This window comes from Bradyrhizobium sp. USDA 4506 (assembly GCF_054058795.1).
Genome location: NZ_JBSSBM010000002.1, coordinates 1650038 through 1664412, shown reverse-complemented (window position 1 = coordinate 1664412; position 14375 = coordinate 1650038). Strand labels below are relative to the sequence as shown.

Here is a 14375-nt window from a genome sequence, read left to right as displayed (position 1 = left end):
ATTGTGATTGCCTCGCTGCTGCCTTTTGCAGCCGTGTTGATGATCTCCGTCCTGCGCTTCCGTGGCCCCGTGCTGACCTGGGAGTTCGGATTGGGCAATTACGCGACCTTGTTGTCGGGCTCCTATCGGCCGCTGCTCAACACGCTGATACTCGCCAGCATTGCGGCCATCGCCACTATGCTGATCGGCGCTCCGATCGGCTACGTGGTGGCCCGGCACCGCTCGCGCTTGTCAGGATTGCTCGATTTCGTCGGCATGGTGCCGTTTGCGGTTTCCGGTACGATCCTGGCGATCGGACTTATCATCGCGTTCAACAGCGGCCCTTTGATCTTGACCGGCGGCTGGCTGATCCTGGTCATCGCCTACGTCGTCCGCAAATTGCCCTTCGCGATCCGGTCGTCCTCAGCGATCGTGCATCAACTCGATCCCTCGCTCGAGGAAGCCTCAATCAATCTCGGGGTCTCGCCGAGCAAAACCTTCGCGACTCTGACGGTGCCGCTGATGGCGAGGGGCCTTGTCGGCGGGCTGGTGCTGGTCTGGATCACCGCAGCCTCCGAGTTGAGCGCAACTATCGTGCTCTATGCGAGCGGCTGGGTCACCACAACCGTCGTGATGTACCATGCCATCGAGGGCACTGGCGCGGGACTCGCAGCCGCCGCAGCCGCGGTGCTCATCCTGGTCACCGCAATCCCGTTGCTCCTGATCAACTGGCGCATAAGCAAACACGAAACGACCGTGATCTGACGGCGGCCGAGGACGGCATGAACGAAGCAACCAAAGCGCTCCCGAATTTTCGCAGCGACAACGTCGCGCCGGTCAGCCCTGAGATACTGCGAGCGATCGAGGAGGCTAATCGTGGCTCAGCCGCCGCTTATGGCGACGACGATTATTCGAAATTGCTGAATCAGCGCTTCTCGACGCTGTTCGAGACCGAGGTCGCGGTGTTCCCAGTCTCGACCGGCACGGCAGCCAATGCTTTGGCGCTCGCAGCCTGCGTGCGGCCCTACGGCGCGATCTATTGTCACAAGGAAGCACATATCGACACGGCGGAAGGCGGCGCGACCGAAGCCTTTACAGGTGGCGCAAAGCTTCTCACGTTGCCCGGCCGGCATTTTCGGATCGAGCCACCAATCCTGCGCGAGGTGGTTACCGGGGCGGCTTGGGGAGTCCGCAATCGCGCCCAGCCCGATGCGGTGTCGATCACTCAGGCCAGCGAATATGGGACGGTCTACCCTCTCGCCGAGATCGCCGCGATCGGCGAAATCGCCCGTGACAAGAATCTATCGCTGCACATGGACGGCGCCCGGTTCGCCAACGGCTTGGCGCGGCTCGGCTGCAGCCCGGCCGATATGACCTGGCGAGCGGGCGTCGACATCCTGTCGTTTGGAGCAACCAAGAACGGGGCGATGTCAGCGGATGCGATCGTGGTCTTCGACCACGACCTTGTTGAACCCCTGTCCTATCGGCTTCGCCGCGCCGGACAGACCGCGTCGAAGATGCGTTATGCGTCCGCACAGCTGCTCGCTTATGTCGAGGATCGCCTTTTTCTACGACTCGCGGCAAAGGCCAATTCCGTGGCTGCCTACCTTGGAGCAGGACTCGCCGCACTGCCTGACGTTCGGCTCGTCGCTCCGGTGGAAGCCAATTTGATTTTCGCCAAGCTGCCCGCACTAGCCATCGACCGGCTCACGGCGAACGGGCTGCAATTCGCGCGACGAGGCGACGAGGTGATCCGGTTCGTCGCCCGCTTTGACAGCACCGAGCAGGAAGCCGATGAGGTCATTGCCCTCGTCCGTCACGCGGTCACGGGACCAACATCAGCTGACTTGTGACGCCTGCGCGCCCCCTGTTGATGAACATAGAAGAGCAGTGTGGCGGACAAAGTGCAGCCCATGCGAACAGGGAGCGACCCAAACCCCACATTAACTCTATCGTCGACTGTAGTTGGTTCAGCTTCTCCCGAACGGCCGAATGCCGTGAGGAACACTAGCGTCTTCGCCACAATGCGCGAGCCAGCGGCTCGACCTCTCTCTACCCATCACCGCTTTGCAGCCGTCACACGTCAATTCAAGGAGGCCCTCAAGACTTGACGACGATAGATTTTTCTTGATCTCCCGGTGCACACGCGGCCTGCTATCTTTTTTCAAGACTTGAACTCTCGCTCCATCCATCATGGGCTGGTTTGCGCAAGCTCCAGCCAAATTGCGGCAGGTCGCCCCAAATTGCAGAAAATCAACGGGCGGGCACCGCTTACCATCACGGCTTCGCTGATCGACACACACAGTTCGTTCTTGTCCGGCTTAGCGCAATATCCGCAACAACGGCTATCAATCGTTGGCTTCGCTCAGCTCGTCGTTGCCGCACTTCGCTCGAAAGGTTTGTTTTCTGCGATGAACCTTGCCGCCAGCACGAGAGCGCCCATAGAGAACTCCTTGCCATGCGCGGCGATCATCCGCTCGGAAAGCTCGGCCAGCTCCTTGAAGTACTGATCTTTGCTGTCGGCTTCATTTAGCGATCGAGTAGACGTCATGGTACCCCTCCTAATGACAGCGGAAGACTTTCGCTCTGGCGCGGACCCGCTATTTGAAAATGTGGGAAGGAAACGTAATGATCGCCGCCTCCCCGTTATCCGAGCCGAATGCAAGATGCTGGCCATCGGCCGACCACCGAAGTGCGTGGACCGCGCCCCCGCCAGGTGGCTTGACGACCAGTTCGTCCGATTCCCCCATCTTGGCGACAACCACCATGCCGTCCCGGTACCCTGCTGCAATCAGCTGACCCTCGGGGTTTATATCTATTGCATCCACGAGCACGGGTCGGGCATGGCCTGTCGAAAGGCTGGCCGGCCGTTCGCTGTCGTCGCTCAGGCTGGAAATGTCCCACGCGATTATTCGATAAGCTCCGCTCGTGACAAGAACGCGGGAGTCCGTGCTCCACGCCAGGGATGAATTGTTCCCAGGATAACTGGAAATCCGAACGATCCGGGCATCGGCAAGGCGGACCAAGACGACGCCAGTCCCCACGATAGACGCGGCCAACCAGCTTCCATCGGGACTCCACGCCAAATTGGAAATTGGGCCGAGCTCGAATGAGGCCACCGGCTCTGGTCGTGCCCCGAAGGCACGAACAAGCACGCAATCGTCGACTCCCATCGCAAAGCGCCGACCATCACTTGATACAGCCAGTGCCGATGCATTCCTGCCCGCGCGCTCCTGGAGCCAGCCGACTTCGCCATTGGGATCGTAAAATATGACCGATCCACCGGAAGCGGCCAGAATGCCCCCGGCCTGCACCGGGGCGACGAGATCGATTGCGGACCCATGGTCCGCGATCAGATGCGTGACGCCGGATGGCGACACGCCGAGCAGCCGGCTGCGCTCATTTGCGACAAAGCCCGACGACCCGATCGAGGCGAGATGAAGCGGTGCGTCGCTAATGACGACCTTCGTCAATGGGGGCACCGGTTTCCGCCGCGGCGAGATTGTGGCGCGGCCTCCGTCCAGCGCGATACGACAGCGATCCTGCGGCCGCTCGATATCGGTCAACGGAGCGATTGCCAGCGCGCCATCGGTGAGCGCAAATGCGACTGCGTCTCCAGCGAAGGCCGTACTGGTGACGGGCGCCCGCACCGTCCAGTGCCGCCCGAGCAAATCATAAAGCGTTGCAGTCTCTGCTTCCATCGTGTCCATCGAACGTCTCACCTGCCGGCGGCAATCCGCCTGTCAAGATCGTCAAGGCGTCGTTCCAGTACGGCGCATTGAGTGTCGCATGCTGCCATGCCGGCGGTTGCGCTTTTCAGGCGCGCCCGTGCTTCCTCAAGCGCCTGGGCGAGCGCATGCGAGGCGCCTGTCGTGGCAATCTCACGCTCAATCTCCTGAATCTCGAATTCCGCACCACCGCCAAGCTGGAAGTTCAGAAGATTGCGCGATTGAGCGGCCGATATCTCCTGAACGACAGCCAATCGTTCCTTCAGCACTTCGATCAGGATCGGAGGATCGTCACTCATGAGTCCGCCTCGATCTGAGTCAGGATCCGCTGCAGGCCTCCGACACCAGATACAAAGTGTTGCTGCGCGTCATTGATGTGAGATTGCAGCGAGTCCCACAGATCGACCCTTAGCAACCGCGCCGGATCGCCGGCCATCGTCTCGATGACCTGAAGGCCGAACTGGTGCCGTAAGCCGATTCCCTTCAAGACGAATTCCGAAAGCTCGCGTGCATGCGTTTCGACGAAGGGACGCAATAGCGGATGCGCACCGTAACTGATATCGCGCTTTGCGAGTTCGACCTCGATGAACACGATGAAATGCCTAACCAGCAGATTCTGGCTTTCGCCAAGCAGTTGCACCACGAAAGTGACATCGCGGTCTGCGCGTGCAAGGATCTGCGATGCGATTGCCACAGCGTTGGTCGCCCCCTCGCCGCCGCTCTGCTCTTTCCAGACAGCCGCCATGCCTCATCCCGCCTTCAGGTCCGGGAACGGTATTGGTGCAATTTTCGATACAGCGTCGCGCGCGAAAGCCCGAGCTTCTCGGCAGCGGCGGCAATGTTACCACCTGCATTCGCGACCGCCCTCTCGATGGTACGGCGTTCCACTTCGTCGAAACGCGCAATCTCATCGCCTCCTGATCCCGTCGAGCTCTGCCCCGCCTGCACGGACACCGAGGAGGGCTGAGCCGACGCCATTTCCACGAAATCCTCCGGCAAATCCCGGGGAGCGACGATGCCGGTGATCGTCATCAGCACGAGGTTCTCGACCAGATTGCGCAGTTCGCGAACATTCCCCGGCCAGCTATAGCGCCGCAGCAACTCCATCGTCGTTGCCTCGAAATGTAGCGGTTGGGTGCTGTAGGTCTCCGCAAACTGCCTGTTGAAATGATCGATCAGGATATCGACATCACCCAAACGCTCACGAAGTGGCGGTATGGTGAACTTGACGACACCGATCCGGAAGTACAGGTCCTTGCGAAAACGCCCCTCCGCCACTTCCTGCTTCAGATTCCGATTGGTCGACGCTACGAGCCGGACGTCCACAGGTCGCGCCTTGCTGTCACCAAGCCTGTACACCGCGCGCTCCTCCAGCACACGGAGCAGGTAAGGCTGCAAGTCCATCGGCATCTCGCCGATCTCGTCAAGGCTGAGCACGCCGCCATTGGCAAACTCAAACCGTCCGGGCCTGCCCTCGCGCGTCGCGCCGGTATAAGCGCCCGGCGCATGCCCGAACAATTCGCCGCCGAGAAGCTCCTTGGAGACCGCACCGCAATTGAAGGCAATGAATGGCTCCTTGCCCGTATTTTGGCTGGCGGCGTGAACCAGACGGGCGAAGAGTTCCTTGCCGACGCCCGTCTCACCCTCGAGCAGGATTGCCGTTCGTCCAAGCGCCGCCCGCTCAATCTTCTCGATCGTTTGCACCAGCGCGTCACTGCATCCAACAATCGCTTCCTTGGCCGAGACAAGTGCGGTGTGGGCTGCTGGCGACATCTGGGATCGGGCAAGCCTGGCGCGTGGCTTCGCCGCGAGCACAAGCATCGCGCCCTTCACCACGCCGTCGACCACCAACGGCTCGATCCGCTGCTCGCGCAGTTCCTCGGGCAGCCCTTTGGCGAGGTCTCTCGCCAAAAAGCCCTCGTCACTTGGGAGAAGCTGCTGCCCGATACTCAAGTCATGCGACTGCGCAATCCGGTGCCAGCGGACGGATGCCATGTCGTTGTGGTGAATGACCCGGCCGAACCGGTCGAGAATGACAACCCCGTCAGCACTATTCATTCCCGGCATTCGGGAAATGCTCGCCTCGAGAAGCCGTATTCTCTCGATGCGGACCTTTTCCGAGAGCGCCAGTTCGATGTGATGGGCCGCGACCACCGCCAGGGCCACATTGTGCCGATGAAAGATTGCCTGAGGTCCGGAAAAGTCTACGATGCCGATGATGCTGCGGTCTATCGGACTGCGAATGGGGCTACCGACACAAGTCCATGCCTTGATGCCCTCCGAGAAATGCTCGGCCGCATGGACATGAACCGGCTTTCCCGTGACCAGCGCTGTGCCAATGCCATTGGTGCCGGTGACCGCTTCGGCCCAGGCCGCGCCGGCTTCCAGGCGAATATCGTGCCCTGCATCAATGGTCCGCCGATCGCCCCCGACCTCCAGCACGACGCCGTTCCTGTCGGTGATGACGACCATCGTTGCGGCGTCACCAAGCACCTCGGCAATGCGGCGGAAAGTCTCGGCGCTCGAACCAAGCAGGTCATCGTTCTTCAAACGCAGCTCATAGAGATCATCCGGCGAGGCGAGGAGATTACTGCCCTTGCCACGAGCATCGACCCCGGACTTGACACTGCGTTGCCATGACTCCTCGATGAGACCGCGCACCGGAGCGTTTTCGCGCCTCAGGTCTCCGAAGGTCAGGAAATTTTCCCATGCCTTGTTGGTTTCGCCCTCATCGTATGGCCGCCCCTGCTCCGCGTCCGAAGCTTTGTAGCCTTCCAGGGAAAACGGCGGCTTGGCCATGAGCGTTTCCGTCAGCATTGGAGCACCATACGTCCGTTGGCAAACAGCAACCCGATCGGCAAACACAAACTGAGCCGGAGCCCATCGGGATCACTTTCCCTACAGGCTCCGCTCACGCAGATCATTCGACGCTTCTGGAGATCGCGTCCAGGCCGAGGCGACCTGAGATGACCTGTTCAAGGTGGGCTTCCGACGTCTCGTCGGGCACACTCACTCCCTCAAGGTCGGCCAGGACCCTGTACAATTCGTCGTCTAGCGGCTCGAAGATCCCGTTCTCGCGTGTCGCCAGAGCGAAGTATCGCGATTGGCCGTTGCCGCGCAATTCGCCGACAAAATCGAGCTGCCGTCCCGATGCAAGATCGGCGATCACGACGCGACCGTTATGGCTGATCCGCACATAGGGCTCGGCCTCCTTTGGACGGGCCGGCGGCGTGGACCAGAGTTTGCCCGATGGCTGCGGTTGCGGAGGAGGCGTCGGATTGCGCAGCTGCTGCCAACGCCCGAGTGTCAGATGATTGGCGAGCGCGTTGATCGTGGTGCGGTTCTTCTGAAGGAAGTCCTTGGCCGCCACCTCTTCCCGGTGCGGACCGTCGCGCTTGGAGATGATGTAGACCATGTCCCTTTCCTCCCGCCCGGCTGATCGGATGAGCCTGGAGGCTTGTTACACTGCCTCCTTCGGCTCATGCCGGGACTTTCAAGATTGTAACCCGTTCCGGATCGTTGTCACGGTGCAATCAGTCATGCGATCGCGAACGTCACGCCGTCGCCACCATCTGGCGCGTCACCCCCGCCTTGAAGACGTAACCGGACAGTGCGGCCCCCAGGCACGGCGCTACAAAATAGAGCCACACCTGTGACAGCGCATCGGAGCCAGCAAACAATGCAGGCCCCAGCGAGCGCGCCGGATTGACCGATGAGCCCGACACGGCAATGCCGGCAAGATGGATCGCGACCAACGTCAGACCGATCACCAACCCGGCATAGGCAGACGCCGCTCCGTTTTGCGTCGCACCAAGGATCACCGTCAGAAACAGGAAGGTTGCCGACGCTTCGAACACAAACGCGGATAAAACACCGTACTGGCCCCAGCCATTCTGGCCAAAGCCGTTCGCCGCGACATCGTAGCCTCCGACCTTGCCTTCGGCGATGAGGTACAGCACGGCTGCAGCCGCGATTCCTCCGACGAATTGCGCAACGATATAGCCGGAGAAATCCCGCGGCGACATCCGCCCGGCGACGAGCATCCCGAGGCTGACGGCCGGATTGAGATGAGCACCGGAGATATGTCCGATCGAATAGGCCATTGCGACCACGGTCAGGCCGAATGCGAACGCGACGCCCAGCAAGCCGACCTCAGCTCGCATGAAGATCACGGTCGCACAGCCAAAGAACACCAGCGCGAACGTACCGATAAATTCCGCAACATACTTCTGCATAGCTCCCCCTCCCTGGTGATGGATTCGATATCGAGGCCTCTGTCCCCCTGGTCGCGGCCCGCATCGTCTCCTGAGACGGTGCGGTGGAACGCGGACCGCGTGCACGTGCCTCATGCGCGGCCAAGCTTCTCCGCTCCGCCGCCCAATGCCGGCCCTTGTGTCGGATCGATGTACTCCGGCACATCGGCAATCAGGGTGTTGGTGGTCAGCACGAGCGTGGCGACGGAAGCGGCGTTTCGAAGTGCCGTATAGGTCACCCGGACGGGGTCGATGATGCCAGCCGACACCATGTCGATGAATACGCCGTTGGCGGCATCGAACCCGACCCCTGCCCGGGAACTCTGCAGATCGGCTATGACCGTCTCCGCATCATGGCCTGCGTTCCGGGCAATGAAAGCGGCGGGACGCGACAGGGTTTCGCGCACCAGCTTGATGCCCTCACCCAGATCGCCATTGATGTTGCCGAGTGTGCGCGTCACCACCGGCGCGCACTGCGCCAACGCCGTGCCGCCACCGGGCACGATGCCCTCCTCGACCGCGGCGCGGGCCGCGCTGAGCGCATCGTCGATCAACTGGATCGTCCGCTTCTGCTCGACGGGAGTGACGCCGCCTGCAAGGATCACGGCGGTCCCGCCCGACAGCTTCGCCAGCCGCTCCTTGAGCTTGTCCTGTTCGATGTTAGGCGGTGCCAGATCGTGCTGCTTGGCCACCTGCTGACGCCGCGCCGCAATCGCCGCATCGTCGCCGCCACCGCGAATGATCACCGTTTCCCGCGCGCTGGCCCGCACCTGCCGTGCGGTCCCGAGATCGGTCAGGCCGGTTTCTTCCAGTCTGCCGCCAAGCTCGCGCGCGATGACCCGTCCGCCGGTGATGATGGCGAGATCGTCCATCATTGCCTTGCGCCAATGACCATAATCAGGCGGATTGACCACCAGGATCTTGCCGCGATTGTCATCGCCGAGCAGCGTGACGACCACTTCCGGCGCAATCTCCTCGGCGACGATGACGAGCGGCCGCCCGGTCGCGGCAACGGTCGCACGCACCGCCACCAGCTCGGCCGGCGTTTTGATCTTCAAGTCGGTCAGGAGGATGTACGGCTGATCGAGCACCACCTCCATCTTTTCGACATCCGTCACCATGTGGTGGGAGATGTAACCGCGATCGAACGACATGCCCTCGACGACTTCGAGCGTCGTGCTGGTCGTCAACCCGTAGTCGGAACTGATGATGCCATCCTTGCCGACGCGCTGGACCGCCTCCGCAATCAGACCGCCCAGATGGGCGTCGGTCGACGCAATCGTGGCCACCGCCTCCAGCGTCTTGCGGTCCGATACGACGATTGCCGAGCTCTTCAAAGCATCGACAACGACCTCGACGGCCCGGTCGATCCCTTTGCAGAGATCGACGGCCTTGGCGCCCCGCTCCAGTGCTGCAACGCCTCCCTGGATGAGGCCATTTGCAAGCACCATGGCGGTGGTCGTGCCGTCGCCGGCGACCTCGTTGGTCTGCATCGAGACCTCGCGCACCACCTGCGCACCCATGTTCTCGAAGCGATCAGGCAGTTCGATTTCAGAGGCAATGGTGACGCCATCGCGCGAGACGATGGGCGTGCCGATCGGCCTGTCGACCATCGCGTTCATGCCCTTGGGACCGAGGGTCGATTCGACCGCCGCTGCAAGCTTCTGGACCCCGCGCGCGAGAGCACGGCGGGCTTCGGTATGATGTAGTAATACTTTCGGCATTGGCTTCGCTCCCAAGCGGTCGGATCTTGTTGTCTGATTGGGCGGACTTGCTGACCGCTCCGGTTCTTGGCGCTTCCGGGCAGCGCGCAAAACGCACTCCCACGCTTCTAGCTCCTCTAAGGTCAGGGGCTGCCCGATGAAGCAGCACAGCGGCTGCCACAGCCTCCGCACGGTGACGGCGTCCGTCCAGGATTGCCGTCGCTGAGTCCGCGATCGCGGACAGCAAGCAGGCCTCTGCACAATGAACTGTTGAACTCCATATTGATGCGCACTCCCCGCAGCCGCTGCAGATAAGACGCCAGTTCGTGCCGTTTGATGGGGGCCCCCTCGTAGGTGACAAACGTGCGATCCTCCGGGAGGCAGGCCAGGCCTGCTTCAATCAGAAGCTCGCGATAGCGGGGCTTCTGGCGCGCAACATCCGGCGAAGCGAACTCGACCTCGTCAAAGCTACGCAGACTCATCCGGCAGATCTCCGGATCCTCATAGCCCAGCCCCCGCAAGGCCAGTATCATGACCTCCTGGCGCCGCTCGAACGCCTTGCGGCGGAACTTATCCCGCAATTCGTCAAGCGAGCCTCCAGGCGCAAACTCCTTGAGTGCATCGGCAAACGACCTCCCTTCGCGGACACCAAGGTTGATCTGCTCCGCGACCATATGGTCCCGAAGCTGCGGCCGCGCCTCGCGAACCCACGACAGCGACGACACCGCCCGGCGCATGTCGTCGGCCATGAGGAATGCGAAGTTCGCCGAACACCAATATGTCGGCAACCGAAAGACGATATCGACATCACCATCGTCGTCGACGGTGACATGCTCGACGAATCCGAGATCGGTCACCGACTCGTCGAGTTCGGGGTCTGTGACCAACGCGAGGCGCTGCCACACCTCGCTGGTCCTTCGGTCATGCTTCAAGAACGGCGCGTTCATGTGATGTCACCCCGCCGCGGTCGCGTAGGTACCTTTGGCAAGCTTCGCCTTCTGCGCCTCGACGTCCACGCCATAAAGCCGCGCAGCGTTGAGACCGAGGATCTTCTTCTTGGCCTGCGGCGTCAGATCGACACCGTGCTCCTGCTTTAGATCCTCCGGCAGCTCGAAGTTCCAGAACTTCTCGACCAGCCAGCGGGGCGTCCAGATGGCATAGTCGCTGCCGAACAGAATCTTGTCCTCGCCGACCCAAAACAGCAATTCGCTGATCACTTCCGCGAAATACCGGGGACGTCCGTGAATGAACGGAAGCGCGACCGCAAGGCCGCCATAGACGTTGGTCTCCTGCACGGCGATCCAGCAGAAATCGTCCAGTCTGGGCAACCCGCAATGCTCGATGATGAAATTCAAGCCCTGGAAGTCGGTCGCCGCATGATCGACGTCGTGAACATCGAATGCATCCTTGTCCAGCGGGATGATGGTCGGCCCCTTGTGGACGTGGATGTTCGTGATACCGAGCTTCTGGCAGAGCTCGAAGCAACGATAGGCGTTCGGATCGGTGAGCTTCCAGCCCCGCGACTCGCCCTTCCACTCGGCGGTGTAGAGCTTGACGCCCTTGATGCCGAACGTTTCTTTCATGTAGTGAATATATTCCAGCGCCCGCTCGCCGTCGCGCGGATCAAATGCGCCGTTGACGATGAAGCGGTCCTTGTACTTCTTCGCCATTTCGGCGTTGCGGTCGATGGTGTTGAATCCATTCTTGTAGAATTCCGTGAGGTAGGTCGACTGCACGATGGCCATGTCGTCCGGACCGTCGACGAACAGATCGCGGTACATCTGCTCTGCGCTGTACTTCTCGAACTGCTCTTTGGGCCATAGCTTGTCCTTTGGACTGAGCGAGCTGTGGTAGGCATAGAAGCAATCAATGAACTGCTTGCCGTGAATGTTGAGCTGGTTCGCCGGACTGCCGTCCCAAAAGTGGGTGTGACCGTCGATGACGAAGACTTCCTCGCCCGTGGGAGTTATGAACATGATGGTCTCCAGGAATTTGATTAGCTCTGTTCGATCAATCCACGCGTCGTAGCTGCGCGAACACCTTGGAAGCGGCGGGCCACACCTTTGAGGATGCGGCCCCCAGTGAGTGAGCTTCACTCGATGTATTCGAAGACCTCGTCCATGTTCCCGAACAGCGTCACCGTATTGTCGTCGATGCGCACCATCCGGCCGTAATGGGTCGAGGTATTCACTTCGAATATCTCGGCCGTCATGTCCTTTCCGAGGATGTCGCTGATCTCGTCCATCTTGAAGATCAGCTTGCCCTCGCCGTCGATGCGGATCAGGGCCGGCTGGTAAGTCACGGTCACGTTCGGCTTCTTGCCCATGAATTCAGCGATGGCGCGCGCCTCGACGCTGTCGTTCATAGTGACGCCGCACTGATGGGAAATCGTCTGTTCGAAACGAAGATCTCCCATCTTCTGGAAGATGTTCTGGTTAGTCGCACTTCTTGAAGCAACGGACATTGCAGTCTACTCCTTGGGAAGGACGAGACCGAGCTCGCCGAGAATCTTCTTGATGCGCTCGACCGACTGCGCGCGGACGTCGGCGTACTGCACCGGCTTCGAATGTGGCTGCGACCAGATCGGCTGCAGTCCGGCGGCCGCCTTGCTTGCCAGCGCCACGTGCTTGTTCACCCAGCCCTGAAACAACTTCTTGTTGTGCGCGGCATACTGATTGTCGCTCACCAGCAGATGCATCAGATCGATCGTGTTGGCGAGATTGCGCTCATAGTCGGCCTCGGCCGCCGAAATCACCGTCGGCGTGATGAAATCGCCGTTCGGCGAGCCGACCTGCATCAGGAAGCCGCTGCGGAACAGCTCGCCGACCAGCGGCTCGAACACGATGTTGGTGGCGAAGTACTGTTCGAGATAGTCGGCCGACCCCATGATCGACTCGATCGCTTCGCGGGTGCCCTGCCAGCCTTTGTCCTCCAACCACGCCCGCTTGCCTGCGGCGTCGTCGAAGCCCGGAATGTCCATTCCGATCTCGGCGAGATAGAGCGTAATGTCCTGGGCCAGACGAAGCTTGTAGGACGAGTTCGTCAGGGTCGCGTTGTTGATCATCTGGGTATAACCGTAGCGCTGAGCCTGCATCAGCGACGTGCCGAGCCCGAACTCGGCATGTTTCCACGCGCCGAGATGGTTTTGCAGGATCTTGACCCAGGCCTTGTCGAACCCCTTCGGCGCGCCGGACTTGCGGCCGTTGGCGATCACCGATTGGACCATCGTCTCGATCTTGGACTGGCGCTGGTAGTGGGTGCGCTCCCACTCCTGGTCGGGCGCACGGAAGGCGTGCCAATTCGAGCTCAACGCGGCCGTGTTGTCCTTGGTGTAGGCCCCCTTCCCGTTGGGAAACGAGATGATCCAGTCCTGCAGCAAATAGCGCTCAGGATCGGGCTGAACGTCTACGGTCACGTCCTCATAGTGCGTCGCCCGCTTGCTGCGTGGCTCGAAATACCGGTACTTGCGGCTGTCCGAATCCGGAAATACCGCAGCTCCTGCTGCACCGGATTTCGCTAGAACACTTTGAACGGCAGTCATGGTCGTCTTCCTCCTCCCTTGGTGGGCTCTACAAAAGGCACGCTCGCTAGTCGGAACTCTCAGTTGTTGGCTGGTGTGAACTTGTCGAAGAAGATGCGATCCGACTCGACGTCGTTCATCTGCAGCACTGGCACCAGCGCCTCGATCATCGGCGACGGTCCACAGGCATACACGTCGACGTCTTCGCCATATCCCGCGCTGCGAAGATGCGCTCCGACAGCTTCGTGCACGAAGCCCTTTGCTCCATCCCAGGCCGTGTCATCGGCCGCATGGGAGAGCACCGGAACGAAGTGGAACTCCGGATGCCTGGCGGCGAGCTCCGCGAAGCGATCGAGATAGAAAAGATCGTTGCGCGTCCGTGCTCCGTAGAAGAAGTGTACCGGGCGTTCTTCGCCAGACGCGATGTGATCATGCAGAATCGACCATAGCGGCGACATTCCCGATCCGCCGCCGACCAGGACTATGGCTCCGGTTCTGTTTTCTCGCCGGAAGCAGGTCCCGTAGGGTCCGCGGAGTCCGACCGCGGTTCCGACGGCGAGGTCTCCGTCGAGCCGGGAAGAGAAGCGTCCGTTCGGGTACTTCTTGATGATGAAGGCGAGCTTTTCGCCCTCGATCGGCGAATTTGCCATGGAAAACGAGCGCGTAATCGTCTCTGCCCCCGAGAGCGTGATGTCGACATATTGACCAGCCCAGAACTTCAGAGGTTGCTCGAGCGAAATCTCGAGAAGCCGGATGTCATGGGTCAGTGCGGAGACGCTCGTGACTGTGCCCGTGAAGTCCCTGACCGGGATCGATTTCGACAGCACCTCCTCGTCATAGTTGAGGAGCTCCACCTCGAGATCCGAATAGGCCAAGGTCCGGCACAGCAGGATGTAGTCCTGGCCTCGCTCCATCTCGTTGAGGGCGAACGTCGAATACTTCTTGAGTTCTACTTCGCCTCCGGTGAGAACGCATTTGCACGCCGAGCACTGCCCCTCCTTGCAACCATGAGGCAGTGCGATGCCCTGGCGGAATGCGGCGTCAAGAACGGTCTCGTTCTCCTCGACCTCGAATTCTATGCCTACCGGCTGCAGGCGAACGACATTAGCGGGCGTGCCCATAGGGCCTCCTCAAACCAAGGCTTGCGTATCTTCCGGAGATCGATCGGGAAGAGCCGGCCGGAGCCGGCTCC

At 60.9% G+C, this 14375-nt stretch carries 15 protein-coding genes; 2 read left to right on the top strand and 13 right to left on the bottom strand.

What is annotated here, in order from left to right; translation table 11 throughout:
* Window positions 1-204 precede the first annotated feature (204 nt).
* Window positions 205-744, top strand: a complete 540-nt coding sequence (locus ACVIHF_RS09925; protein WP_375167305.1) for an ABC transporter permease — start codon at window positions 205-207, stop codon at window positions 742-744.
* A gap of 17 nt (window positions 745-761) precedes the next feature.
* Window positions 762-1832 (top strand): threonine aldolase family protein, encoded by a 1071-nt coding sequence (locus tag ACVIHF_RS09920; RefSeq protein WP_456780898.1) that lies wholly within the window; start codon window positions 762-764, stop codon window positions 1830-1832.
* 512 nt (window positions 1833-2344) lie between these two features.
* Here ACVIHF_RS09920 and ACVIHF_RS09915 read toward each other — a convergent pair.
* The 13 genes from ACVIHF_RS09915 to ACVIHF_RS09855 all read right to left on the bottom strand — a co-directional run bounded on the left by ACVIHF_RS09915 (window position 2345) and on the right by ACVIHF_RS09855 (window position 14304).
* A complete protein-coding gene (locus ACVIHF_RS09915) occupies window positions 2345-2530 on the bottom strand; it encodes a hypothetical protein (RefSeq protein ID WP_028345431.1) in 186 nt (61 codons plus the stop codon).
* A 49-nt stretch (window positions 2531-2579) separates the two neighbouring features.
* Window positions 2580-3689, bottom strand: a complete 1110-nt coding sequence (locus ACVIHF_RS09910) for a WD40 repeat domain-containing protein (RefSeq protein WP_456780899.1) — start codon at window positions 3687-3689, stop codon at window positions 2580-2582.
* An 8-nt stretch (window positions 3690-3697) separates the two neighbouring features.
* Window positions 3698-4006, bottom strand: a complete 309-nt coding sequence (locus tag ACVIHF_RS09905; RefSeq protein ID WP_225646134.1) for a hypothetical protein — start codon at window positions 4004-4006, stop codon at window positions 3698-3700.
* Window positions 4003-4452: a hypothetical protein gene (locus ACVIHF_RS09900; RefSeq protein ID WP_253609236.1), complete on the bottom strand. Its 450-nt coding sequence runs from the start codon at window positions 4450-4452 to the stop codon at window positions 4003-4005. Before ACVIHF_RS09900 ends, ACVIHF_RS09905 begins: the two co-directional genes overlap by 4 nt.
* A 14-nt stretch (window positions 4453-4466) precedes the next feature.
* Window positions 4467-6506 carry a sigma-54-dependent Fis family transcriptional regulator gene (locus ACVIHF_RS09895; RefSeq protein ID WP_225646132.1) on the bottom strand — a complete coding sequence of 680 codons (2040 nt, stop codon included), beginning with the start codon at window positions 6504-6506 and terminating at the stop codon, window positions 4467-4469.
* A gap of 121 nt (window positions 6507-6627) precedes the next feature.
* A complete protein-coding gene (locus ACVIHF_RS09890) occupies window positions 6628-7122 on the bottom strand; it encodes a hypothetical protein (RefSeq protein ID WP_456780900.1) in 495 nt (164 codons plus the stop codon).
* Between the two features lie 139 nt (window positions 7123-7261).
* A complete protein-coding gene (locus ACVIHF_RS09885; RefSeq protein WP_225646130.1) occupies window positions 7262-7942 on the bottom strand; it encodes an MIP family channel protein in 681 nt (226 codons plus the stop codon).
* Between the two features lie 110 nt (window positions 7943-8052).
* Complete coding sequence (groEL, locus tag ACVIHF_RS09880) at window positions 8053-9684, bottom strand: molecular chaperone GroEL (RefSeq protein WP_253610040.1); 1632 nt, start codon at window positions 9682-9684, stop codon at window positions 8053-8055.
* Window positions 9685-9806: 122 nt separating this feature from the next.
* Window positions 9807-10610 (bottom strand): iron-sulfur cluster assembly protein, encoded by an 804-nt coding sequence (locus ACVIHF_RS09875; protein ID WP_253609240.1) that lies wholly within the window; start codon window positions 10608-10610, stop codon window positions 9807-9809.
* Between the two features lie 6 nt (window positions 10611-10616).
* The gene (locus ACVIHF_RS09870) at window positions 10617-11639 is read right to left on the bottom strand and encodes an amidohydrolase family protein (protein ID WP_253609241.1); all 1023 of its coding nucleotides are present in this window, start codon (window positions 11637-11639) and stop codon (window positions 10617-10619) included.
* 116 nt (window positions 11640-11755) lie between these two features.
* Window positions 11756-12127 (bottom strand): MmoB/DmpM family protein, encoded by a 372-nt coding sequence (locus ACVIHF_RS09865; protein WP_028345441.1) that lies wholly within the window; start codon window positions 12125-12127, stop codon window positions 11756-11758.
* Window positions 12128-12133: 6 nt separating this feature from the next.
* Complete coding sequence (locus ACVIHF_RS09860; RefSeq protein WP_225646127.1) at window positions 12134-13204, bottom strand: aromatic/alkene monooxygenase hydroxylase subunit beta; 1071 nt, start codon at window positions 13202-13204, stop codon at window positions 12134-12136.
* 59 nt (window positions 13205-13263) lie between these two features.
* The gene (locus ACVIHF_RS09855; RefSeq protein WP_225646126.1) at window positions 13264-14304 is read right to left on the bottom strand and encodes a 2Fe-2S iron-sulfur cluster-binding protein; all 1041 of its coding nucleotides are present in this window, start codon (window positions 14302-14304) and stop codon (window positions 13264-13266) included.
* Between the last annotated feature and the right edge of the window lie 71 nt (window positions 14305-14375).

What these genes read in the sequence shown, in the direction of transcription:
- groEL (WP_253610040.1), bottom strand. Translation starts at nt 9,684, where the DNA reads ATGCCGAAAGTATTACTACATCATACCGAAGCCCGCCGTGCTCTCGCG.
- ACVIHF_RS09885 (WP_225646130.1), bottom strand. Translation starts at nt 7,942, where the DNA reads ATGCAGAAGTATGTTGCGGAATTTATCGGTACGTTCGCGCTGGTGTTC.
- ACVIHF_RS09905 (WP_225646134.1), bottom strand. Translation starts at nt 4,006, where the DNA reads ATGAGTGACGATCCTCCGATCCTGATCGAAGTGCTGAAGGAACGATTG.
- ACVIHF_RS09860 (WP_225646127.1), bottom strand. Translation starts at nt 13,204, where the DNA reads ATGACTGCCGTTCAAAGTGTTCTAGCGAAATCCGGTGCAGCAGGAGCT.
- ACVIHF_RS09910 (WP_456780899.1), bottom strand. Translation starts at nt 3,689, where the DNA reads ATGGACACGATGGAAGCAGAGACTGCAACGCTTTATGATTTGCTCGGG.
- ACVIHF_RS09890 (WP_456780900.1), bottom strand. Translation starts at nt 7,122, where the DNA reads ATGGTCTACATCATCTCCAAGCGCGACGGTCCGCACCGGGAAGAGGTG.
- ACVIHF_RS09915 (WP_028345431.1), bottom strand. Translation starts at nt 2,530, where the DNA reads ATGACGTCTACTCGATCGCTAAATGAAGCCGACAGCAAAGATCAGTAC.
- ACVIHF_RS09920 (WP_456780898.1), top strand. Translation starts at nt 762, where the DNA reads ATGAACGAAGCAACCAAAGCGCTCCCGAATTTTCGCAGCGACAACGTC.
- ACVIHF_RS09875 (WP_253609240.1), bottom strand. Translation starts at nt 10,610, where the DNA reads ATGAACGCGCCGTTCTTGAAGCATGACCGAAGGACCAGCGAGGTGTGG.
- ACVIHF_RS09870 (WP_253609241.1), bottom strand. Translation starts at nt 11,639, where the DNA reads ATGTTCATAACTCCCACGGGCGAGGAAGTCTTCGTCATCGACGGTCAC.
- ACVIHF_RS09855 (WP_225646126.1), bottom strand. Translation starts at nt 14,304, where the DNA reads ATGGGCACGCCCGCTAATGTCGTTCGCCTGCAGCCGGTAGGCATAGAA.
- ACVIHF_RS09900 (WP_253609236.1), bottom strand. Translation starts at nt 4,452, where the DNA reads ATGGCGGCTGTCTGGAAAGAGCAGAGCGGCGGCGAGGGGGCGACCAAC.
- ACVIHF_RS09865 (WP_028345441.1), bottom strand. Translation starts at nt 12,127, where the DNA reads ATGTCCGTTGCTTCAAGAAGTGCGACTAACCAGAACATCTTCCAGAAG.
- ACVIHF_RS09895 (WP_225646132.1), bottom strand. Translation starts at nt 6,506, where the DNA reads ATGGCCAAGCCGCCGTTTTCCCTGGAAGGCTACAAAGCTTCGGACGCG.